Genomic DNA, 22,635 nt, shown 5'->3' on the forward strand with positions numbered 1-22,635 from the left:
TATTTTTAATTCTCCATAGTTTAAGATAGCTAAAAGCTAAATAAGTGCGCCGTTGCGCCGTCGCGAGACCTAATACCCTCGCAACTCCCCCACCACCTTCTCCACCCATCCCACCGCATCGAGTATATCCTGTTCCGTGGTATTTCTCCCCAAACTGAACCGAATGGATGCTCTTCCCAGATCAGCATCCAAACCCATTGCTTGAAGAACGTGGGAAGGTTTTGGGGAAATGCTGGTGCAGGCCGAACCTGAACTCACGGCTAGTTTCTGACAAATTTTACGAAGTAAATCCTCACCTTCTACTCCACCAAAAGCGATATTTGTGACATGTGATAGCCTGTCCTGACTTCCGTTCAAAAAACTGTCTGGTAACCTTAAAAGACCGATTTCAAGGAAATCACGCAGTTTTTCCAAACGCTTGGATTCCTCTTTCATTTCATACAATCTCATTTCTGCAGCCTTTCCAAAGCCTACAATTGCAGGAACATTCAGCGTTCCACTTCGAAAACCTTTCTCATGCCCTCCCCCGTGAATTTGAGCAAGAGGCTTGGGTAAAGAATGATTATGTCTGATGTACAAAGCTCCAATTCCTTTTGGGCCATAAAGCTTGTGTGCTGAGATAGCCATCAGATGAATTCCACCCACAGAAACAGGAATCTTACCGGCAGCCTGTACAGCATCAGTGAAAAATATTATTCCTTTTTCCTCTGCCAATTTTGCAATCTCAGTTATGGGGTGAATGACGCCGGTTTCATTATTTGCCCACATCAAAGCAATCATCTTTGTATGTGGCAAAATGCTTGATTGTAATTCCTTAACGCTTAATTTTCCATGATTGTCAACAGGCAAGTAAGTTACTTCTGCACCACTTTCTTCAATGGATTTCATGGTGTCCAAAACCGCCTTATGTTCAGTTTGGCAAGTGATGAAATGTTGCTTTTCCCCTTTGAATAATTCGAAAGTGCCTTTGACCGCAAGATTTATAGCTTCCGTTGCTCCGGATGTAAAAATGATTTCCTTCACCTGTGCTCCTATCAAATTGGCTATCTGTTCCCGCGCTGCCTCAACTGCATTTTCAGCCACCCAACCATAGGCGTGTGATTTGCTGGCAGCATTGCCATAGTGCTCACCAAACCAAGGAATCATTGCTTCAATCACCTCTGGAGCGCAAGGCGTGGTGGCATTGTAATCTAGGTAAATGGGGTAATTCATGGGTTTTAGAGAATTTGAAGTAAAAATTAAATTGTCAGGCTGCTTATTTCTTTAAATTAAAAGTATACTTTTATGAAAAAAAAGCAGGTGAGATTTTTTGTACTAATTCTTATACTTGGGTTCTCCTACTCCGAGCTCCAATCTCAAGTGAAAACTAATGATTTAAATAGTATTTTCTCAGGGTATAGAAAAACAGTAAGTGAGATTCGTCCAACTAATTGTCCAATGTATCCTAGCTGTTCAACTTACTCCGAAATTGCCATAGAAAATAAGGGGGCTTTAGGAGTTATACTGACAACAGACCGTTTATTGCGTTGCGGTCATGAGTTAAACCTATACTCTACTATAAGTTATGGAAAATACAAAGACATTGAATTATTGGGTATAGTAGATACTTTGAAAGAAAAAAAGATTGAAAATCAATTCATTTACAAAGATTTTTCAGAAGACAAAGATGAACAAGAAATTTTTTTTCTTCACTTAGTTGAGAAGGAAATGCATCGAGAGGCGATTTTGGAATACGAAAGAATGAAATTTTTGAATAAAGAAAATGACTATATTTTTCAAGTTGAATACAACTATTTTAGATCATTATTTGCTTTAGGGCTGTATGAGAAGATAGTGCAGGAAATTCCCAAAAATAACTTTAGCACTACTCCCCTTCTGAATATTAAATTATCAGAATCTTATTTCAAATTAGAAAATCTAACAAGTGCAGAATTAACACTTGCCCAAATTGAAGATCCTCAATTCTTCAACAAAAAAAATGAATTTTTAGGTTATGTCTATGCCCATAACCAAAAGTATATAGAGGCCAAAATGGTATATGAAAAGATATCTTCTGATTATGTTTATATTGACTATGTTTCAAAGAACATAAGTATACTGAATGAATTAATGTTATTCAAAAAAAAATCGAGAACTTTAGGAGGTATTCTTTCTGTTTTTCCAGGTGGGGGATATTTCTATTCCAAGCAGATGACTACTGGACTTACATCATTGATTCTAAATTCCCTTTTGGCATTTGCCACAGTTTCTTCCTTCAAGCAGAACAACTATGGTGTAGGTGTCTTATCTGGAATAGTTGGATCGGCATTCTATTTTGGAAACATATTAGGTGGTGTAAAAGCTGTAGATAGATATAATTCAAATTTTTTAGATTACAATATTAATAAAATGAAGTACTCCTATAATAATTAAAATCAACAAAAAAAAATCATGATCAAGAAAATTCAAAAAAGTATTGCTGTGAAAGTTATTGCAATCTTATTATTGCTTAATTTCAATGTCGCTACATTGCTAGCCTCTGGCTTTGATAAGGTAATTCTTACTGCAGGCTCTGTAATTTCTTTAGAAAATCCTACTGAAATAAATTCTGAAAACCTGTTAGTGGGTCAAAGTATCGATTTCATTGTGCAAAGTGATGTAAAAGTCGATGGTAAGGTAGTGGTTAATAGAGGATCTATAGCAAATGGAGTAGTCACAAGAGTTCAAAAAGCAAAAGGTCTTGGTAAAGAAGGTTCTCTCGAAATCGAAATCAAAAGCGTACAGGCAGTTGATGGTACAGAGATTAGATTAACTAGTACTAAGGTTTCTGAAGTAGGTGAAGATAAGCAAACAACGGCTATCTTATTAGGAGTATTTATCTGTATTTTATTTCTAACAAAGAAGGGCAAAAACGCTGTGGTTCCTAATGGCTTCACTATCGATGGAAGAGTAGCTTCCAATGTAGAAATAACTGTATAATTTCTCGTTTCAAATAAAAAAGCCTTCTGAATTAATTTCAGAAGGCTTTTTTATCTTAAATGACGTTGTATTTTCTTCGTGTCAATATATAAGTATCGAAATTTTTCTTTGTAGTCTAGCCAAAGTGCTCTCCAAACCAAGGAATCATTGCTTCAATCACCTCTGGAGCGCAAGGAGTGGTGGCATTGCAATCTAGGTAAATGGGTTAATTTCATGTTTTAACAGAATTGGAAGGTACAATTTCCATAGTATTCAGTAAATGGTTATGAGGAAGGGGTTGTAAGACCGTTGACCGATTTTACACCCTAGATCAATTTGAGTCTTTTTTAAGATTTACCATATTTCTAAAGGAAGCGGATAAGCAATTTGGTTGATCGATTACAAACTACTGTTTAAAGACATTTGAATAAAAATAGAGGATTTCCTTCAATTGGCAGTGACATCTTGTATTAATAGAAATTGAACAGAAGCTTTCGCATGTCACTCTTACAACTTGAACCTAAACAAGAATTCATTAAATTCAAACATGCAAGAAACCTGGACACTCGAACTATCCAAATCTGAAAAACCTCTTTCTGATCAAGTCAAGGATCTATTGGTAGAAAATGAGAAAGACTTGGGCATTTTCCTTTCCTACTATTTCAAGAAAGAAGGAGCACTCGCTGAGAAAGTTAATTTAGGTTCTGTGATCAATTTCGAGGATCAAACTTCAGGAGATTTCAACTTAGAGTTTGACTTGGTTCACTTCAATGCCTGTCTGGCTATAAACGAGCAAAAGCGGGATACGATGAAAATCACCTTCGAGATTGAAGATGAAAAACTGAATCTTAAAGGCCCCTATTGGCCTGAAAGAGAGATGGATGAAATTTAGATTATAGTGTAAAGTAGCTAGTAGCAAGACATTAGTATAAAGATTTAAGTAACTAAACTTGAGACATCAGAAATAAGAACCAAGAGTTGAAAATCAAGAGCTAGGAAATACGGTTGACAAATAACGACTAGCTTATCGCACAAAAGCACTTCCATATGTTTCTGGAAGTGCTTTTACTTGACTCTTGGATCTAATAACTATCGTATAGTTTCTTGATACTTATGTCTAAAGTCTATCTACTTTTCTACGCTCTCTTTATCTTCAAATTAATATCCTGAAACTCTGTCTGGTCAATAAATGGCTGACTTCGCAGTCTTCGTTGTGTTGCGCTGAAAATAGCATTTGCGATAGCTCCACCAGTCGGTGGTAGGCAAGGCTCACCCAACCCCGTAGGATCATAGCCGCTATCCAAATAATAAGTATCTACCTCGGGCACTTCCTTCATACGGATTAAGCGATACTTGTCGAAGTTTGTTTGCGTTGGCAATCCACCTTCAAAAGTGAGGTTGCCAAACATCGCGTGACCCATACCATCTACCACTCCACCACGCACTTGGTGATTGGCTCCTGTTGGGTTTACAACCATTCCACAATCAGTCACCACATGAATTTTCTTTAAAGTAGGAGTTCCGTTTTCCATTTCAATATCAGCTACTTGAGCTACATAGGTTCTATGAGAGAAATAAACAGAAATACCCTGTTTAACATTCGATTTTTTTCCCCAGTTTGATTTCTCAGCCGCGGTTTTTGTCACAGCGATCATACGATCTACGTTATATTGTAGCTCACCTCCTACTGGATTCGCTTTGGCTTTTTCATAGAGTTCAAGCCTGAATTCAACCGGATCTTTTTTCGCAGCTGTTGCTACTTCATCCAGAAAAGACTGCTCAGCATAAGCTAGAAAATTGGTAATCGGTGCTCGCCACGCATTAGTAGTAATGGATGATTCATAATTAATATTTTCGATCAACACATTATCCACTGCTCCGGCTGGGAAATTATTCTCTCGAGTGCTGTTACCTGCATTCATCCCCACACCACGCAGTTTGTAGCCTGTCATATTGCCATCAGCATCCAGAGCCGCTTCAAATCTATAGCGAACAGCTGGACGATAAGCTCCGCCAGTTAGATCATCTTCTCTACTCCAAGTCAGCTTCACAGGTGCGTTCATCATTTTGGAAACATGAACAGCTTCTGCCACATAATCTGCACGAAGTCTTCGTCCAAAACCTCCTCCCAATCGAGTGATTTCTACCGTGATATTCTCAGGAGCAATTCCCGATACCTCTGCTGCAGTCTTTCTTGCGCTTTCAGGAGTTTGTGTCGGACCGACTAATTCAACTGAATTTTCCTTGACATGAGCAAAGAAATTCATTGGCTCCATAGGAGAATGCGAAAGGAAAGGACATTGGTATTCCGCAGTTACGACTTGAGCTGCGTTTTTAAAAGCAGCTTTCACATTGCCATCTTCCCGTTTTACTTCAGTTTTTCCGTTAGCAAGTAAATCTTTGAATATCTGATCGTGATCAGAAGAGCTTTCCACTTTTCCATCAGCTTCGTATTCTACTTTCAGAAGTTTCTTGGCTTTCATGAGTGGCCATGTGGAAGTTCCCACCACGGCTACACTGTTTTCAAAAGTCACCACATCTTTGACTCCTGCTACATTTCTGGCGGCAGCATCGTCGATAGATTTTATTTTCATCCCAAAAGGAGCACGCTGAATCATCGCATGAAGCATTCCTTCACGGTAAAAATCCAAACCAAAAAGTGGCTTTCCTGTAAAAATAGCTCCGTTATCTACATTCTTTACGGGTGTACCAATGATCTTAAAATCCTTTTTATCCTTTAAAGTAATCTCTTCCGGAGCGGTCAAAAGTGCTGCATCATTGGCAACTTCTCCATAACCGATTTTCTTTCCGCTGGATTTGTGATAAATCACTCCTTCGGAAGTTGTCAACTCCTCGGCAGAAACCTCCCATTTCTTTGCCGCAGCAGCTACTAGAAGATGCTTTGCTGTAGCTCCTGCTTTGCGCAAGCGCTCCCAAGAGTGCGGCATTGCTCCAGAACCACCGGTCAGCTGACGTTCGAACTTGTCTGTATCCAAATTTGCCTGAAGAACTCTGACTTTTTTCCAATCGGCATCCAATTCTTCAGCTACCACCATTGGGAATGAAGTCTTGATATTTTGTCCCAATTCAGGATTAGGTGAGTATATCACGATGTCGCCTGTGGGTGAAATGGATAGGAATGCGTTGAAATTCTTGGCTTGACCCAAAATCTCCTCGGTACTTAGCACTTCCATTTTTGGCGAGTCGCAACTCATCCAATTGAAGCCAATAAATAATCCTCCAGCCGTGGTTCCGGCGATTTTCAGAAAATCTCTTCGATTTGTTTTTGTGAGTGTTGCCATGATTATTTGGAGTTTGCAGCCATCGCAACGGCCTCTCTGATTTTATGATAAGTACCACATCGACAGATGTTTTTGTTCATTGCTTCATCTATTTCTTCCATTGAGGGAGCTGAGTTTTTATTTAGAAAAGCAGAAGCATTCATGATCTGACCAGCTTGGCAATAGCCGCATTGGGCTACATCCACTTCTGCCCAGGCTTTCTGCACCGGATGATCACCATCTTCTGAAAGTCCTTCGATCGTGGTTATCTCATCCTCAGTCAGACTTGCTGCTGGGGTAATGCAAGAAAACATCGCTTCTCCATTTCTATGAACCGTGCATGCGCCGCATTGCGCGATGCCACATGAATACTTTGTTCCGACTAATCCAAGATGATCTCGAAGTACCCAAAGTAGTGGGGTATCTTCTTCTACATCAACCGAATGAGCTTTACCGTTGATTTTAAGATTTATAAGTGCCATAGGTTATTGATTAAATTTATCCGTTTAAGATAAAGAAAATCAGATAAGTAGAGAAACCGATTATAAAAATTAGGGTTGTTTGGAATCAATTTAACTCCTACTCTGGCGCAAAAGCGCAGATATCTCTCATCGCATCTTTGTGATTTTCTTTGCGTCCTCTGAGTCTTTGCTGTAAAATAGGCTAATCACGGGAATCAATGTGGTTATTTTCTTGATTTTTGCACCTTTTGCATAGTATCTCAGTTCAACACCAATAGTTTGACCCACAGCTTTTATAGCTCACCTATGCTCAAGTTTTTATACAAATCACTGAAATACATAATGATCATCATCATTTCAATTATCATCATTATAGTAATTATCGCTACACTTTTTATCACCCTCAGTCCTCAGTTTGGAGGAAGTCCTTCCAAACAGAAATTGGCTCAATTCGAGAAACTGGATTACTACGAAGATGGAAAATTCAGCAATCTCATGCCTACCAATATGGATATGGATTTCACTGAAGCGATCAAAATGCTTCCTGAGTTTTTCAAAAATGATCCAACCCGAAGACCTGATTTTGAATTGCCTATTACGCATAGAGATTCTATGGAGCTGGTCAAAAAAGATCATTCTACCCGTTTGGTTTGGTTTGGACATTCTACCTTTTTACTACAGATAGATGGGAAAAATATTCTCATTGACCCTATGTTTGGTGAAGTTCCATCCCCTAGCCCACTTTTAGGTAAGAAGCGTTTTAGCAAGGAATTGCCGATTACCGTTGAGAAACTTCCGCAAATTGATATGATCATCATGTCCCATGATCACTACGATCACCTGGATTATGGATCCATTCGTAAGTTGAAGGATAAAACAACGGCTTTTTATATGCCTCTGGGAATGGGAGCGCACTTTGAAGAATGGGGAGTGGATTCTTCCAAAATCCATGAATTAGGCTGGTGGGATGAGATTCAAGCTGATGGCTTACTTCTGGCATTAACTCCTGCCCGACATTTTTCCGGTCGTGGATTAAACAACCGCTTTTCTACGCTTTGGGGTTCTTGGGTGATCCGTGGCGAAAGTGACAACATCTACTTCAGTGGTGACAGTGGCTACGGTCCACACTTTAAGCAAATCGGAGAGAAATATGGCCCTTTTAATTTTGCCATGATGGAATGCGGTCAATACAATGAGCGCTGGACTGATATACATATGGTGCCTGAGGAAACTGCACAAGCTGCACAAGACCTTCAGGCAAAAACTTTCATGCCTATTCATTGGGCAGCATTTACGCTGGCAATGCACTCTTGGACAGATCCGGTAGAACGGGTGATAGCAAAATCTAAGGAAATAAACCAACCTGTTTTTGTCCCTGAGATCGGTGAATTCATCGAGTTGGATAAAAATCTCGTGACAGGCCGTCAGTGGTGGTTAGAGCCATCTTCGCCGTCTATCCAAATGATTTCCAAACAGTAGAAACCAAAATATCAAGGATTTCCACCCCTTTTCCCTAATACTAAAACAGATTCTATTGAAATCACTTTACGGGAATGGGAATGTTTTGAGGCATTTTTCCTAATTTGACATTCTGAAATCAATGAATATTTGCTTTTCTGCCACTAATAGAAAATGAACAAACTAGGATTCGCTTAACGCTAGCGAAATGGGTTTATCGGTCTTCCGTCATCGGTCTTCCAGCTCAGGTCCAAGTTTATAATCTATTACATAGTAGACTACCAGATAATCACTTTAAAATTAATTTTTAAACAACCTAAAAAAACCTATGCCCCAGACTATCAAAGCTGCCATCGTGGGAACCGGATTTATCGGACCAGCTCATTTAGAAGCACTACGAAGAATTCCTTACGTTCTAGTGACAGGCCTTGTGGAAGTAAACCAGGAAGTGGCAGATGCCAAAGCCGCTGAGCTTGGAATCCCAAATGCCTATACGTTTGAAAATATGCTGAAGGATGACAGCATCGACGTAGTACACATTTGTACGCCTAATTTCCTTCATTTTCCGCAGGCAAAAGCCTGTATGCTAGCTGATAAGCACGTCGTGTGTGAGAAGCCTTTATCAGTGACAGTAGAAGAAGCTGAAGAGCTTGTTTCTTTGGCAAAAGAAAAAGGATTGATTAATGCCGTTCACTTCAATCTTCGCTATTATCCTATGGTTCGCCAGATGAAAGTGATGCGTGAGAAAGGCGAATTGGGAGAAGTATATTCCGTAATGGGTTCTTACCTACAGGATTGGCTTTTCTTCAAAACTGACTACAGCTGGAGATTGGACCCGAAGCAATCTGGTGGATCAAGAGCAGTAGCTGATATAGGTTCTCACCTGTTGGACATGACCGAATATGTGACTGGTCTGAAGATCATCGCTGTTATGGCTGATTTCTCGACCGTCTATCCTACCCGATTGAAGCCTTTGAAAGCAGTAGAATCTTTCTCTGGGAAAAAGCTGGATCCATCAGATTACCAGGAATATGATGTGACTTCGGAAGATTATGCGACTATTCTCCTTCGATTTGACAATGGACGTACAGGTTCAATCACCGTCAGCCAAATCAATGCAGGACGAAAAAACCGTCTGAACATCGAGGTCTCCGGTTCTAAGTCCAGCTTTGAATTCAATGCCGAGAAGCCTAATGAACTTTGGATCGGTAAGAGAGAAACTGCCAATTCCATTTTGATGAAAGATCCAGCGTTGGTGGATGAAGGAGCACGTTCTTTGGTAAGCTTCCCAGGAGGTCACCAAGAAGGCTTTCCAGACACTTCCAAGCAGCTTTTCAAGGAAGTGTATGCAGCAGTGAGAGAAGGCAAGCAGCCTGAGTCTCCTACTTTCCCAACTTTTGCCGACGGCCTGAGAGAGTTGATCATCGGTGATGCGATTGTGGAAAGTAATGCGAATGAAGCTTGGGTGAAGATTTAGGGAAATTGTTGGATGATGGATGTCAGATGACGGATGTTACATAATTTTCGGCATTTTAACTTTCTTGAATGGTTTAACTTTAATGTTGGTGATAATCTTTTAAGCATGAATTTACATCTTAGATAACTGAAGATCCGGCATCGGTCACCTGACATCCTACATTATGTTCCTCCCAAAGACTTTCTGTTTTGATAAAAAGTTGTATTTTCAGGTCAAATCTAAAACCAATGACAATGAATTTTAAAAACACCCTTTTAGCCTTTGCCCTACTTGCATTTGTAGGCTTTGCGGCTAACGCACAAGAGAAAGCTAGCCCGGCCAAAACTGCAGAAGGAATGGTAGGCGATGCAAAAATCACAATTAATTACAGCAGTCCTGCGGTAAAAGGCCGTACGATCTGGGGAGATTTGGTTCCTCTGGGCGAAGTATGGAGAGCTGGTGCAGATGAGGCGACTACCTTCACTACTACTAAGGACATCATGGTAGAAGGTAAAAAACTTACTGCCGGAACATACGGTTTCTTTATTATCCCTGGCGAAACTAGTTCCACACTCATCTTCAACAAAACTGCAAAGCAGTGGGGAGCATTTGCTTATGATAAAGCTCAAGATGCTTTGAGAGTTGATGTTCCTTCTGGACAAGGCTCGTCTATGGAAGAGCGTTTGGTTTACGAAGTAAAACCATCCAGCTTCGAAATCAGATGGGAATATGGAAAAGCATCTGCGAAATTGGGAATGTAATCGATTTAAATAAAATATGAAAAGCCACAGGGATAGTAATCCTTGTGGCTTTTTTGGTTCTAAACTCTTTTGGGTTTAACCACAGAAATACAAAAGTTTTGCAAAAGTCATGGATTTTCTTTCTCTGGCGAAACTGTACTTCAGCGGATTGAATTAAGTTGTTTGAGTAATAAAATCTAATTGATAGAATGGTGTCATTTCCTCCAGATGACTACCTTAGGTTGGAAAGATTGGAAAATGCAGTTTTAGAAATTAATAATTTAATCTGATTATCCGCAATGATGCCAGTTACCTCTTTTTCTTTGCTAAACTGGCAGGAAGACCGATGACGAGTGACCGAAGTACAGGCAATGCTAGTGTTTACCATATATTAAGTCGCTTTTTGCCTTTTACTGGTGCAATTGCGGATATACATTTAATTTAATATAAAGATTCATGAGAAGGTATGCTGAAACTGTCTTTTTGTTATTTCTCACTTTAATTTTTTCACACTGTTCCAATGATAAAAATGCAGATTGGCCGGAGTATAACGGTGATGGCGCGAGGAGTCACTATTCTCAACTCGTCCAGATCGATACCTCGAACGTTTCAAAACTAAAAATTGCCTGGACCTATTCTTCCGGCGGCAAGGATACCCTTCGAAACCTCTCACAAATACAATCCAACCCAATAATCATTGATGGGGTAATCTTTGGAGTTTCGGCAGATACGGAGGCATTTGCCCTAGAGGCAGAATCCGGAAAAGAACTTTGGAAGACAGCTATTAAGGAAAAAAACGGAACAACTAGCCGCGGAGTAACCTATTGGTCTAACAAAGAAGATAAACGTATTTTTTTTGGAGTGGGTCCTTGGCTTTATGCGCTTGACGCAAGAACCGGTAAAATGATTGATACTTTCGGAGTGAATGGACGAATCGATCTTAAAGTGGGAATTGACCGACCTGGCGCCGATAATTATGTGACTTCAAACACCCCAAACACTATTTTTGAAAACTTAATCATCACGGGGACACGGGTTTCAGAATCTGAAACTGCCCTGCTTGGTGACATCAGAGCATATGATACACGAGATGGGAGTTTGGCCTGGACTTTTCATACCATACCAGAGGAAGGTGAAGCAGGTTATGAATCATGGGTCCCTGCAAATCCAAGGCAAAGAATCGGTGGAGCAAACTCCTGGATGGGAATGGCTATAGACCGGGAAAGAGGTGTCGTGTATGTGCCCACTGGATCAGCAGCCTTTGATTTCTATGGAGGCAACCGCAAAGGCGACAACTTGTATGCAAATTCCCTTTTGGCACTAAACGCCAGTGACGGACAACTTCTATGGCATTATCAGGTCGTCCGTCATGATATTTGGGATCGCGATTTACCTGCTCCTCCTAACCTATTCACAATCACGCGAGACGGTAAGCAAATAGATGTAGTGTCAGTTATCACCAAGCAAGGATATACCTTCATATTTGATCGTGGTACAGGGGAGCCGATATTTCCAATAGAGGATGTTGCCTTTCCGCAGGAGGCGGCACCGGGTGAGTATCCAAGTCAAACCCAACCTGTCCCAGTTAAGCCGGCGCCTTTTACCAAGCAATCCTTTACGGCAAATGACTTCAATTCATTTGTAGCAGACAAGGATTCTCTGGCTGAAATTTTAGCCCAAGCAAATACAGGATCCGCGTATACGCCTATCACAAAAAAGATGACGATTATATATCCTGGCACCGATGGCGGTGGTCAATGGGGAGGATCTGCAACGGATCCAGAGGGTATGATGTATATACCTGCAAAAGAAATACCCGTCTATACCTCTTTGGTACTAAGGAAGAATGAAATCACCCAAGTACTTTCCAATGAAAACACGCTGTATAACCTATACTGCTCAAATTGTCACGGAAAAGATCTCAATGGCAGCCATGATGGTTCCTATCCTGGATTGATCAATATAAAAGCCCGACTCACACGAGATCAATTGCTTGCAATGATGCTTAACGGGAAAGGTATGATGCCCTCATTTTCTCATATTTCGCAACCTGAGCGAGATGCAATTGCCAACTTTCTACTGGGTACGGCTACTGATGAAAATGTAAAGACCACACAACAAAATTTCTCAGCCTATCAGCACACCGGATACAATCGATGGTACGATACGAATGGTTATCCAGTAAATACTCCACCTTGGGGTACTCTAACGGCAATTGATTGCAATACAGGAGAAAGACGCTGGCAGGTTCCTTTGGGAGAATATAAGGAGCTTACTGCTAAAGGAATACCCCCTACCGGAACCGACAATTATGGCGGTCCGCTTGTGACAGCCGGAGGCCTAATTTTTATGGCAGGTACACCGGATGAAAAAATCAGGGCTTTTAAAAAGTCCACGGGGGAAATGGTATGGGAGTATGATCTTCCTGCCGCAGGATACGCTACACCCAGTTCTTACAGCATTAATGGGAAGCAATATATTGTAATCGCATGCGGAGGAGGAAAGCTAAATTCAAAATCAGGAGATCAATATGTGGTATTTACCCTCGAGGACTAAATCCTCTAGTGTCAGGAGAAAAATTAAGCCTATTTCAAAACCTTAAACTACTCTAAGCCTGCAGCCTAACTTGATTTTGCATTTTTGGCGAACTGGCAAAAATCTACTTTTCGATTCGATTTTTTCAAAAGCTCAATTTCTCGATCTGCCTGTAGCCCGTAACATGTCGAACGACTACTGCCCAGAGGCTTAAATAATTTAGAATGGAATTGCTGCAAATAGCAATCGGAGCCTACCAAGTCCAAACAGCGATTTGACTAAAATAAGAGGGTCATATAATTATGGGCATGCAAATCCCAAAAATAGTTGGAGCATCTCTAGCAGTAGGATCATGAATATACTTTCAGCACTATCTAATTTCCCAAGACTTTTTTAAATTGACTGTAATAAATTGATTTGATCATGCGCGTATTAAATGGTGGTATTTTATTTCTGGTTCTAGCGGGTATTAGTTTCAGTCGATCTGAAAAACGTGAAACCCTGGCTGGCTTTCAAATTGAGGAGGGTTTTTCCTTATCACTTGTTGGGAGTGAACCTCTGTTTGCGGATCCAGTTGATTTTGAATTTAACGAAGCCGGTGAGGCCATGGTGCTTGAAATGCCCGGCTACCCTTTTGAAGATCAACAAAGCCGGATAGTTTTATTGCAGGACACAAATAATGACGGAGTTTATGATGACTCGCAGGTTTTTGCTGAAAATCTTCAATTAGCTACTTCATTTTTACCCTACAAAGAAGGCGCGCTGGTGGCAGCTCCACCTTATCTTTTGTATGTAAAAGATTTGGACAAAGACAAAAAAGCAGATGCCATTGATACTTTGATGGGCGGATTTTCCACCGGGAATCTTCAGCATAATTACAATGGCCTGACCTATGGATTGGATAATTGGATTTACGCAGTAAATGGGGGCAATTCAGGTAAGCCTTTTTGGTGGGGCGATTCCTCTTCGAGAATGGATCTGCGTGGTCAGGATTTCCGGTTCAATCTCAAAACGCGCGTCATGGAACGCATCGGAGAATCTTCGGGTGGATTTGGCTTGGGCATGGATGAATGGGGGCGATTATATGAAACCCACAACCTTACACATATTTCACACCTGGTATTTCCTGATCGCTATCTGAATGGTGCGCGCTTGCTGCAGGAACATACACTTGAAAATATTTCCGATCATGAGGAAAATGGCCTTGCCCGCATTTATCCCATTGGCGAACAGGAATCGCGGGTAAATCATCCCGAGCAGTCAGGTTATTTTTCCGGGTCTTGTGGAATCACCTATTATGGTGGCGGAGCATTTGGCGCGGAGTATAACAATACCGTTTGGGTGGCCGATGTAGTACTCAATCTCATTCACACCGATAAAATCACAGCCAAGGGATCTTCCCTAAAGGCTTCGCGTATGATGGAAAAGCGCGAATTTCTTGCCAGTACTGATCGGTCCTTCCGGCCGGTGAATATGAGCGTAGGACCTGAAGGCGCAATGTATGTGGTAGATATGCATCGGCAAGTGATCGAGCACCCCGAGTGGATACCGGATGAAATCGAAAAGACACTTGATTTAAATGCAGGGAAGGACAAAGGAAGAATTTATAAGATCACCAAAGTGGGTGAAAAAAACCCATTTGACGTAACTCAATTAAAATCTATAGACGGGATGATTGAGGGGTTAAAACACAGCAATCAATGGGTGCGCAAAACAGCTCATCGCTTGCTAATGGATCGTGAGCTGACAGATCCGCAGCTAAACAAATTATCAGAGCTACTTACCTCCGAAAACGAGCTGGCCCGACTTCATGCCCTATGGATTTTACAGGGAAAGAATAAACTTACAGCAGATCAACTCACTCGGGCATTAGAAGATCCTACTGCTGGAGTACGTGAAAATGCCTTGTTGATTGCTGAAAACACCTTGTCATCCAACCAAGATCTGCTTAAGAATTGCATCGCTCTGATGACTGACGCCGATGCACGCGTGCGCATGCAGGCTGCACTTACAGTAAGTACTCTTGATGATGTGATGTTTGATCAGCATAAAGCTAAATTACTTCCGGTCTATCTAGAGGCAGCCAATACCAAAATGGATGATTGGAATATTGCGGCCATCACACTGGCTGCAAAGCATGCGGCTCCTGAATTTTTCAATAGACTGGTAGCATCTGGCAACTTCGAGACTAACCCTTCACTCTTAAGTTCTTTGGCGTTGGCAAGCAGCAATTCGGAAGCGGATATGCAGACCATAATGCTTACGCTGAAGGATGCCGAAGTAAACTCCGAAATAAAAAGTAATGTAATTCATCAGCTTTCTCAAGGAAGTACATCTGGTTCCGGTAATGGTTTGTTGCCACAAATTCGTGCACTGGAACAAACTAACGACCGGCTGGTGATTTCAGAACTGGCCAATTTCCGCAACCGGCTTCAACTCCCTCCTTCTCCCGAATATTTAAAATACAGTCGTGAAGCACTGAAGTTGGCAGTCGATGACACACAGGCAGATAGTGTGCGAATTCAACAGATGTCCTTGATCGCATTGTTACCCTATAATGAAAAGTCGGAAGTTCTCTATCAGAGCTTGCAAAACTCCGCTCCTTTGAAAATTCAGGAAGAAGCTTTGCGACAGCTTTCAAAATTTCGCGAGCCAGAAATCGGGGACAGGGTTGTAGCGATATGGAAAGAGCTGAGTCCGCAAACCCGCAGGTATGCCAGCGATTTATTGCTGTATATCGAATCAAATCATGATGCCTTGTTAACCGGACTTGAACAGAATACCATAAATATCGGGGAGATGAATTTTGATTTGGAACGTAGAAGGACGCTACTCTGGTGGACAGACAATGCGGATACCAAACGCAGGGCAAGGGCATTGTTTACCGATGAAGGCGTAACGAATCGCAAAGAAGCAATTGAAACGATGAAACCTGCTCTTACGCTTGCCGGCTCCAGCATAAACGGCGAAGAGGTGTTTGAGTCAATCTGCAGCAACTGTCATGTGTACGGTGCAATAGGAAAAGACGTGGGGCCGGTGCTTACTGAGATTAATCGCAAGAGTAAGGAATCTTTGCTGCACGAAATCCTGGATCCAAATTCGGCCGTGGATACCAAATACATTAACCACCGCCTGGAAACGAAACAAGGTGATTTGCACATGGGTATCGTAGAAGCAGAGACGGATCAGTACATCACGATTAAGAAAATGGGAGGCGAAAAGGTGACGATAAATAAAACCGACATCAAAACATTCAACTCGCTCGGCACATCATTGATGATGGAAGGACTTGAAAACAGCATGACCCCGCAAGAGATGGCCGACCTATTGGCATTTTTACAAAACCTAAATACCTGATGAGAGGATTGTTTTTCACATTGATTGGATTGGTTGCGATTCTCTACGGATGCACCAATTCTGTAAAGGAGACTTCAGAGGAAGATTCAAATATGCACGTGACAAGTCTTTCCTCGCTCCTCGGCAAAACGATTGAATATCGCTATGGCGAAAGTATCTATCATGTTACTTTGGATTCAGACTCCACCCTGCATTGGGAAGCTATTGCAGGTGCCGAAAAGGGAGCTTTCGAAGAGGAAAAGTATGTAGCAGAGTGTATCGAACCAAACATTCTTTTTATAAGCTGGGGTGAAGCAAATGGGATCAACGTAAGCCAAGTACTCGATTTTAATAAAGGGATCGTGTACAATCATCTTATTCGCAATCGCGAAGCAAGTATGGGACAGGGCGAAATCAAAATACTAGATTAATGGAAGGGGGTTTTAATAGCCCAAATTCTAAATTGGGTTGCGTGGACAGAGTTTACGCGGTAACCCACAGAGATAATAGCATCTATGTTGTAAAATTTAGTCCTATAATTTTTCCGTCGGAGGCAGGTGTTTACAAAATGGAAATAACTTGAATTTATTGAAGCTCTCCTTCTTCAAAAATGTTGTTAAGGTGCTTACTATTTGCTGTCACGCCATAAAGCTTTCCCAGTGCACGATTGTGGTTCTCCAGAAGCAGAATTTTTAGTGATATTCAAAATTATAGGGCGAAAGATTTTTCGCCCTTGCCTAAAAAGAGTTTCAAATTCTAACTATAGGAAGGCGAATTACGTCCGACTACTGTTAAGATTATACCTGATCAACATTTTTCACCTAGCGGGGTAAGCAATTGGTTTTGGTCTTTATTTTATGTGATTATAAGGAATCTTGCCAGTAGAAAATTTATAGGATCAAAAATTCAAAGACACTTTGAATTCTGGTTGACTCCGGTCTTCGGTCATCGGTCTTCCAACCCATTGACCAAAAAGAATTCGCTTACTGACAGAAAAGAGTATATACAGATTATTTTATTTGATTATCCGCTACTTTACCAGTAGGCAGAAGAGGCGAGAATATAATTGGCGCATAATTGATAATTGAGCGTTTCGGTCTCCCGTCTTCGGTCTTCGGTCCCATTAAACGAAGAAAATAAGGTTACTGCCAGAAAAGCGTATATACAATTTATTTTATCATCCAATTACAAAATCAGCTTTATTGGAGGTCAGATTTTAAAATTTCACCTAGAAAACCTAACTTAAAATTCTATATGTCAATAACCCCATGAAAAATATCCTCGCTTTTTTACTTTGTCTTTTTGCCTCTTTTGCCTTGGCTCAAACTCAATTGAAGTTTGTAGAACCTGTCAAGCAACGGGTTTTTGTACTTACTGACATCACCAACGAACCGGATGATCAACAATCCTTGGTTAGATTTCTGGTTTATTCAAATGAATACGATGTCGAAGGGATAGTTGCTACGACTTCCACTCACCTGAGAAGTCAAGTCCGTCAGGATAAGATCGAAGTCCTGATCCGAGACTATGGAAAGGTAAAGAAAAACCTTGATATCCATGACTCCGGCTTTCCCAGTATGGAGAATTTACTCAGCGTGACCACCAAGCATTTGCCTTTATTCAGTATGGAGGGAGTGGGTGCCGGCAAGGATTCTCCAGGGTCGGAACTCCTGATCAAAGCGGTGGACAAGATGGATGAACGGCCGCTTTGGGTTTCCGTTTGGGGTGGGGCAAATTGTCTAGCGCAGGCTTTATGGAAAGTGAAAAATACCCGATCTGAAGAGGATTTGAAAGTATTTGTAGACAAGATTCGAGTTTATACTATCTCAGATCAGGATTTTGCGGGGCCATGGATACGGCAAAATTTTCCGGGAATCTTCTACATCGTCGATGCCAGTGCTGGGGATAATTGGAGGGAATATTACAAAGCAACCTGGAGCGGAATCAGCGGAGATCGCTGGTATAAAAACGGTCCTTTGTACCAGTTTGAACTGGTAGACAATCCTTGGTTGAAGGCAAATATTCAGGAGAATCACGGTACATTGGGAGCCAACTATCTGCCGCTCGACTACATCATGGAAGGCGATACTCCTTCTTTTATCGGGCTGATCCAAAATGGATTGGCTTGGGATCACAGCCCAGCTTGGGGCGGCTGGGCGGGGAGATATGAACTATGGAAATCCAATGGGGAAGTGGATAAAATCTGGACTTCATCCATCAATACGCAAGATGAGGTTACTTTGTCTGACGGGAGTTTGGAAGCATCCAACCAAGCAACGATCTGGAGATTTAGGGATGCTTTTCAATACGATTTTGCAGCTAGAATGGACTGGAATGTCGCCGATACCTACCAAAAAGCCAATCACAATCCTGTAGTAGTATTGAATGGAAACGAAGGAAAAGGTTGGGCAAGTGCTCAAATCAATGAAGGTGAAGAGGTGGTGCTATCCGCAAAAGGAAGTGATGATCCGGATGGAGATCAGACTCAGGTCAAGTGGTGGGTCTACCGCGAGGCGGGGAATTTCACCGGGAACTTAGTGCTTTTCAATCCATATGGGGAAGAAATCAAGTTTCAAATGCCTAAGCTGGATGCTGGACAAGCCCTCCATCTGATTTTGGAAGTTCGTGATTCTGGGATTCCTACGTTGACTTCGTACCGAAGAGTGGTGTTGACGAATTTTTAGGAAGAATATCGGGAAGTTGGATTTACTAAATTTTGAAAAAAAATGCTTTGTTGAGAAACTAGGAACCATCCTAACTGTGCAATCCGCCGATTGAATTCTCACAAATAGCTGTTAAGGAAAAGTTGGTAAATTTTTGATGCCAACCGAAACAGTTGACTAGAATCGCATTGATTTTAATTGCCGGATATACATTTCGACTTCACGATCGTTGGCGCCGACATAGTCTTCATGACCGAAGCAGATCAAGTTCATCCAAATGGATTTTAGGATTTAATAGATCAATTGCTGAAAAAAATTGGACACAAATAAAATCAACTTTCTTCTTCAGCTATTTTTTGGAATCTGAATTTTCGGGTTCATCCTCCAAACCGCTACCTAACTCTTCGGTTTCAGGGTTATATTTACCTTTCATGTCATCCATTACGGAGTTTTTCCAAAGTTTCACTCCTGAAAAATAAGAAGTACGCCCTACCAAATGAGCACTGACAGGAGCCGTAAGAAACAAAAACAAGATTATTGCAAAAACCTTGGCTGTTATGGCCAGTTCGTAGGAATGGACAGCAGATCCCACAAGTAATAATCCAATACCCAAAGTCGCAGCTTTGGTGGTCACTGAAATTCGCAAATAGGTATCGCGCATTCTTAACATACCTACCGCTGCAAAAAATACAAATAGGGTTCCAAATAAGGCTAAGACTCCCACAATTAAATCTGTCATGGCTTATTTTTTTGTTGAATGTAATAGGTAAAAGCTACGGTGCCCAAAAAAGCAATAAGTGCCAAAATCATAGCCACATCAAGTAAGGTGGGCTGATTGTAAAGGATACTGTAAGCGCTGATAAAGCCAATTCCTGTAGTGATAATCAAATCCAGAGCAATGATTCTATCTACCATTTTGGGCCCCATTAAAAACCTGATAAATATCAAGAGGATGGATATGGATAATACCGGAAGAACGAAATAATATATAAAGTCCAGTAATGTCATCGTAATATTTCGAGTAAACGTTTTTCAAATCCATTTTTCAACCCTGCAATAAAGCTTTCCCGGTCTTTTATATACATGGAATGCACATAAAGTACTTTTCGATCATCAGACACATCCAGGCTAAGCGTGCCAGGGGTCAAAGAGATTAGGTTGGCTAAAATAGAGATCTCAATATCGCTGCTAGCCTCCAGAGGAAATCCCACTATTCCAGGAGTCATTTGAAACCTCGGGGTCATCACTTCAAAGGCTACCTGCAGATTGGCTTTTACGAGTTCTTTGAAAAAGTAAAATATAAAGGCAACAACCTTAGGAGCGATCCTGAAATATTTAGCCCTACTTTCTCCAGAGATAACCATTTTCAGGACGAAGAAACTGAGCAAGAATCCAAAAAAGAAATTTGATAAGGTAAAATCACCTGTCAGGGCCACCCAAATAAAGGTCAATAATATATTTGATAGAAACCTGTTCTTCATGGCTTAGTAGTTTGGCTTGACTTAAAAACAGCTTCAATATACTGTTGCCGATCCATTAGTTCAGTTGCGACTCGTGAGGAGAGTTGCTGCACATGTTCTGCCCCAAATCCTATATACAATGAAACAAGTGAAAGGAAAACAATGGGAGCAACAAGCTGCATCTTTCCTTCATTGGTCAATTTCTCATAGTACCTGAAATTAAGCCTTTCTGGCAATTCGAGTTTCTCTTTCCAAATCACATTGGCCCATACTTTAGCAATAATCACCAAAGTAATTAAGCTGGCAAACAGGATGGCACCAATTACCCACCAGTTTTCCCCTTCAAAAGCAGCAGTGATCAAAGATATCTTCGGCCAGAATCCAGACAAGGGCGGTATTCCCACCAGAGAGAATAACGGAATAGCAACAAGAAGACTTAACATTGGATATTGGGCATATAAGCCTCCCAAAGATCTAATGCTATTGGTTCCTGTGATCCTGTAGATCAAGCCACTGACCATGAATAAATTGGTTTTCACCACAATATCATGAATAAGGTAGAATATAGCACCTGCAATAGCCATCTCTGTAAATAATCCAAGGCCGATAATCATAAAGCCTATATGGCAAATGATAAGATAGGAAAATACTTTTCGCAGGTTGTTTTGTACCAAAGCACCAAGTCCTCCACTGATCAACGTGAGGATAGCCATTACTAAAATAGTGTCTTGCAGAAATGTATTATCCACAAAAATTAGGGTAAAGAATCTGATAAGAGCATAGACTCCTACTTTGGTAAGCAAGCCTGCAAAAATCGCCGAGACTGCAGAAGGTGGAGTGTGATACGAGTCTGGAAGCCAGAAATATAGCGGGAATACCGCTGCTTTAATTCCAAAGGCAATAAGGAATAGAATACCTGTAATCTCGACCAGCCCTCGGTTTTCAATAGCAGCCACTTTTATGGAAAGATCTGCCATGTTGAGTGAACCTGTCAATCCATACAACACCGCAATAGCAGTCAGAAAAATCATGGAGGCAAGGATATTTAGCGTAAAATATTTCACTGCCCCTTCAAGTTGGGCTTTTTCTCCTCCGAGGGTGATCAGAACGAATGAGCTTATGATAATGATCTCAAACCACACGTACAAGTTAAATACATCTCCGGTTAAAAATGCGCCATTAAGCCCGAGTAGCAGAAAATGAAAGATAGGAAAGTACCCATATTTTAGTCTCGCTGCCACGATAGAGGATGCTGAAAAGACAGATACAGCAAGGCCCGAAATCGCTGTAAGGAGCACCAGCGTAGCTGAGAGAATATCGGCCACAAAGGTAATTCCAAAAGGGGCAGCCCAATTTCCGGCTTGCACAGTGTGTGTACCCTCATTCCATATAAAAGCAAAAAGCCATATGGAAACTGCAATATTTATAAACCCGCCGACGATACTTATCACTCTTTGCCAGCTTATCCTTCTCCAAGCGAACATAAGAAAAATGCTCAAAAATAATTGAAGCAAAAGAGGATATATCACTAATTGATTTGTCATGAATCTTGATCTATTGCGTTCATTTCATCTAAATCGTCTGTTTTCACTACTTTGTAAACTCTTTTGATAAGAATAATGGCAAATGACTGCAAGCCAAAACTGATCACAATTGCGGTTAATATTAAAGCCTGAGGAATAGGGTCGGCATAGGCTTCAGCAAACACCTTGAGGTCCCCAGCAATTATTGGAGGGCGTCCTTTAGAAATCCTTCCCAGTAAGAATATCAAAAGATTGGCACCGTTACCCAAAATTATAATTCCGAGAATAAGCTTTACAAGGCTTCGGCGCAAGATCATATAGATACCCGCAGCATATAAAAACCCAATCATAATCGCTAATACTATTTCCATATTAAATAGTGTCTACAATTGTAAAAATTATAGTAAGTGTTACCCCCACCACCACTAGGTATACCCCAATATCAAAAAATAGCGCAGAGCCGATCGAACCCAGAACTGGAATTTCCCCGGGGTACCATAATCCCGTCATAAAAGGCAAGTCAAGAAACAAGGGAGCCATCCCGCTCACAAATGCAAGAGCAAGGCCTATAGGCATTAGAAATCCGGGATGAAATCTCAAAAGGTTTTTGGTATCAGAGAGTCCGTTTGCAAATGCGTGTAATACATAGGCCATAGATGCAATCAAGCCCCCAACAAATCCTCCACCTGGCAGATAATGTCCTCTCAGTAGAATAAATACACTAAATATCAGTAAAACCGGCAAAAGGTAAGATGAAGCTGTTTTTAGTATAATGGTTCTCATTG

Annotated in this window: 20 protein-coding genes; 10 read left to right on the forward strand and 10 right to left on the reverse strand. The window is 41.1% G+C overall.

Going from position 1 to position 22,635, the window contains the following annotated elements; translation table 11 throughout:
• Positions 1-69: 69 nt before the first annotated feature.
• Entirely contained in the window at positions 70-1,212 is a 1,143-nt protein-coding gene (locus tag BVH04_RS06965) for a cysteine desulfurase family protein (protein WP_086540755.1), read from the reverse strand.
• A 147-nt stretch (positions 1,213-1,359) separates the two neighbouring features.
• On the opposite strand from BVH04_RS06965, the gene yidD reads away from it, so the two are divergent.
• From yidD to BVH04_RS06980, 3 genes are all read left to right on the forward strand, one after another.
• On the forward strand, positions 1,360-2,412 hold the full coding sequence (gene yidD, locus BVH04_RS06970) for a membrane protein insertion efficiency factor YidD (protein ID WP_205635813.1): 1,053 nt from the start codon (positions 1,360-1,362) through the stop codon (positions 2,410-2,412).
• Positions 2,413-2,430: 18 nt separating this feature from the next.
• The gene (locus BVH04_RS06975; protein ID WP_086540757.1) at positions 2,431-2,958 is read left to right on the forward strand and encodes a hypothetical protein; all 528 of its coding nucleotides are present in this window, start codon (positions 2,431-2,433) and stop codon (positions 2,956-2,958) included.
• A 526-nt stretch (positions 2,959-3,484) separates the two neighbouring features.
• Entirely contained in the window at positions 3,485-3,829 is a 345-nt protein-coding gene (locus BVH04_RS06980; RefSeq protein ID WP_086540758.1) for a hypothetical protein, read from the forward strand.
• Positions 3,830-4,073: 244 nt separating this feature from the next.
• On the opposite strand, the gene BVH04_RS06985 is transcribed toward BVH04_RS06980, so the two are convergent.
• Positions 4,074-6,239 carry a xanthine dehydrogenase family protein molybdopterin-binding subunit gene (locus tag BVH04_RS06985; RefSeq protein WP_086540759.1) on the reverse strand — a complete coding sequence of 722 codons (2,166 nt, stop codon included), beginning with the start codon at positions 6,237-6,239 and terminating at the stop codon, positions 4,074-4,076.
• Between the two features lie 2 nt (positions 6,240-6,241).
• Positions 6,242-6,700 carry a (2Fe-2S)-binding protein gene (locus tag BVH04_RS06990; protein WP_086540760.1) on the reverse strand — a complete coding sequence of 153 codons (459 nt, stop codon included), beginning with the start codon at positions 6,698-6,700 and terminating at the stop codon, positions 6,242-6,244.
• A 285-nt stretch (positions 6,701-6,985) separates the two neighbouring features.
• Between BVH04_RS06990 and BVH04_RS06995 the strand changes: the two genes are divergently transcribed.
• From BVH04_RS06995 to BVH04_RS07020, 6 genes are all read left to right on the forward strand, one after another.
• On the forward strand, positions 6,986-8,158 hold the full coding sequence (locus tag BVH04_RS06995; protein WP_240510858.1) for an MBL fold metallo-hydrolase: 1,173 nt from the start codon (positions 6,986-6,988) through the stop codon (positions 8,156-8,158).
• Between the two features lie 307 nt (positions 8,159-8,465).
• A complete protein-coding gene (locus BVH04_RS07000; RefSeq protein ID WP_086540762.1) occupies positions 8,466-9,614 on the forward strand; it encodes a Gfo/Idh/MocA family protein in 1,149 nt (382 codons plus the stop codon).
• Positions 9,615-9,847: 233 nt separating this feature from the next.
• Positions 9,848-10,354, forward strand: a complete 507-nt coding sequence (locus BVH04_RS07005; RefSeq protein WP_240510859.1) for a DUF2911 domain-containing protein — start codon at positions 9,848-9,850, stop codon at positions 10,352-10,354.
• Between the two features lie 435 nt (positions 10,355-10,789).
• On the forward strand, positions 10,790-12,889 hold the full coding sequence (locus BVH04_RS07010; protein ID WP_086540764.1) for an outer membrane protein assembly factor BamB family protein: 2,100 nt from the start codon (positions 10,790-10,792) through the stop codon (positions 12,887-12,889).
• A 402-nt stretch (positions 12,890-13,291) separates the two neighbouring features.
• A complete protein-coding gene (locus BVH04_RS07015) occupies positions 13,292-16,225 on the forward strand; it encodes a PVC-type heme-binding CxxCH protein (RefSeq protein WP_086540765.1) in 2,934 nt (977 codons plus the stop codon).
• The gene (locus BVH04_RS07020; RefSeq protein WP_086540766.1) at positions 16,225-16,635 is read left to right on the forward strand and encodes a MoaF-related domain-containing protein; all 411 of its coding nucleotides are present in this window, start codon (positions 16,225-16,227) and stop codon (positions 16,633-16,635) included. Before BVH04_RS07015 ends, BVH04_RS07020 begins: the two co-directional genes overlap by 1 nt.
• Here BVH04_RS07020 and rhuM read toward each other — a convergent pair.
• A complete protein-coding gene (gene rhuM / locus BVH04_RS26595; protein WP_394335225.1) occupies positions 16,632-16,793 on the reverse strand; it encodes a RhuM family protein in 162 nt (53 codons plus the stop codon). The genes BVH04_RS07020 and rhuM overlap by 4 nt on opposite strands.
• A gap of 679 nt (positions 16,794-17,472) precedes the next feature.
• Here rhuM and BVH04_RS07030 point away from each other — a divergent pair.
• Positions 17,473-18,888, forward strand: a complete 1,416-nt coding sequence (locus tag BVH04_RS07030) for a nucleoside hydrolase-like domain-containing protein (protein WP_086540767.1) — start codon at positions 17,473-17,475, stop codon at positions 18,886-18,888.
• Positions 18,889-19,216: 328 nt separating this feature from the next.
• On the opposite strand, the gene mnhG is transcribed toward BVH04_RS07030, so the two are convergent.
• Genes mnhG through BVH04_RS07060 form a run of 6 tightly spaced genes read right to left on the reverse strand, consistent with a single transcriptional unit; the run spans position 19,217 to position 22,633 of the window.
• A complete protein-coding gene (mnhG, locus tag BVH04_RS07035; RefSeq protein ID WP_086540768.1) occupies positions 19,217-19,606 on the reverse strand; it encodes a monovalent cation/H(+) antiporter subunit G in 390 nt (129 codons plus the stop codon).
• The gene (locus BVH04_RS07040) at positions 19,603-19,875 is read right to left on the reverse strand and encodes a cation:proton antiporter (protein ID WP_086540769.1); all 273 of its coding nucleotides are present in this window, start codon (positions 19,873-19,875) and stop codon (positions 19,603-19,605) included. The genes mnhG and BVH04_RS07040 overlap by 4 nt, the downstream gene beginning before the upstream one ends.
• On the reverse strand, positions 19,872-20,348 hold the full coding sequence (locus tag BVH04_RS07045; protein ID WP_086540770.1) for a Na+/H+ antiporter subunit E: 477 nt from the start codon (positions 20,346-20,348) through the stop codon (positions 19,872-19,874). Before BVH04_RS07045 ends, BVH04_RS07040 begins: the two co-directional genes overlap by 4 nt.
• A complete protein-coding gene (locus BVH04_RS07050; RefSeq protein ID WP_086540771.1) occupies positions 20,345-21,871 on the reverse strand; it encodes a proton-conducting transporter transmembrane domain-containing protein in 1,527 nt (508 codons plus the stop codon). Before BVH04_RS07050 ends, BVH04_RS07045 begins: the two co-directional genes overlap by 4 nt.
• Positions 21,868-22,221, reverse strand: a complete 354-nt coding sequence (locus BVH04_RS07055; protein WP_086540772.1) for a Na+/H+ antiporter subunit C — start codon at positions 22,219-22,221, stop codon at positions 21,868-21,870. The genes BVH04_RS07050 and BVH04_RS07055 overlap by 4 nt, the downstream gene beginning before the upstream one ends.
• 1 nt (position 22,222) lies before the next feature.
• The gene (locus BVH04_RS07060; protein ID WP_086540773.1) at positions 22,223-22,633 is read right to left on the reverse strand and encodes a Na+/H+ antiporter subunit B; all 411 of its coding nucleotides are present in this window, start codon (positions 22,631-22,633) and stop codon (positions 22,223-22,225) included.
• Positions 22,634-22,635: the final 2 nt, after the last annotated feature.

The organism is Algoriphagus antarcticus, assembly GCF_002150685.1.
Taxonomy (GTDB): domain Bacteria; phylum Bacteroidota; class Bacteroidia; order Cytophagales; family Cyclobacteriaceae; genus Algoriphagus; species Algoriphagus antarcticus.

Coding starts and splice junctions, on each gene's coding strand:
- BVH04_RS06965 (WP_086540755.1), bottom strand. CDS start 1,212: ATGAATTACCCCATTTACCTAGATTACAATGCCACCACGCCTTGCGCT.
- BVH04_RS06975 (WP_086540757.1), top strand. CDS start 2,431: ATGATCAAGAAAATTCAAAAAAGTATTGCTGTGAAAGTTATTGCAATC.
- BVH04_RS06980 (WP_086540758.1), top strand. CDS start 3,485: ATGCAAGAAACCTGGACACTCGAACTATCCAAATCTGAAAAACCTCTT.
- BVH04_RS06985 (WP_086540759.1), bottom strand. CDS start 6,239: ATGGCAACACTCACAAAAACAAATCGAAGAGATTTTCTGAAAATCGCC.
- BVH04_RS06990 (WP_086540760.1), bottom strand. CDS start 6,700: ATGGCACTTATAAATCTTAAAATCAACGGTAAAGCTCATTCGGTTGAT.
- BVH04_RS06995 (WP_240510858.1), top strand. CDS start 6,986: ATGCTCAAGTTTTTATACAAATCACTGAAATACATAATGATCATCATC.
- BVH04_RS07000 (WP_086540762.1), top strand. CDS start 8,466: ATGCCCCAGACTATCAAAGCTGCCATCGTGGGAACCGGATTTATCGGA.
- BVH04_RS07005 (WP_240510859.1), top strand. CDS start 9,848: ATGAATTTTAAAAACACCCTTTTAGCCTTTGCCCTACTTGCATTTGTA.
- BVH04_RS07010 (WP_086540764.1), top strand. CDS start 10,790: ATGAGAAGGTATGCTGAAACTGTCTTTTTGTTATTTCTCACTTTAATT.
- BVH04_RS07015 (WP_086540765.1), top strand. CDS start 13,292: ATGCGCGTATTAAATGGTGGTATTTTATTTCTGGTTCTAGCGGGTATT.
- BVH04_RS07020 (WP_086540766.1), top strand. CDS start 16,225: ATGAGAGGATTGTTTTTCACATTGATTGGATTGGTTGCGATTCTCTAC.
- BVH04_RS07030 (WP_086540767.1), top strand. CDS start 17,473: ATGAAAAATATCCTCGCTTTTTTACTTTGTCTTTTTGCCTCTTTTGCC.
- mnhG (WP_086540768.1), bottom strand. CDS start 19,606: ATGACAGATTTAATTGTGGGAGTCTTAGCCTTATTTGGAACCCTATTT.
- BVH04_RS07040 (WP_086540769.1), bottom strand. CDS start 19,875: ATGACATTACTGGACTTTATATATTATTTCGTTCTTCCGGTATTATCC.
- BVH04_RS07045 (WP_086540770.1), bottom strand. CDS start 20,348: ATGAAGAACAGGTTTCTATCAAATATATTATTGACCTTTATTTGGGTG.
- BVH04_RS07050 (WP_086540771.1), bottom strand. CDS start 21,871: ATGACAAATCAATTAGTGATATATCCTCTTTTGCTTCAATTATTTTTG.
- BVH04_RS07055 (WP_086540772.1), bottom strand. CDS start 22,221: ATGGAAATAGTATTAGCGATTATGATTGGGTTTTTATATGCTGCGGGT.
- BVH04_RS07060 (WP_086540773.1), bottom strand. CDS start 22,633: ATGAGAACCATTATACTAAAAACAGCTTCATCTTACCTTTTGCCGGTT.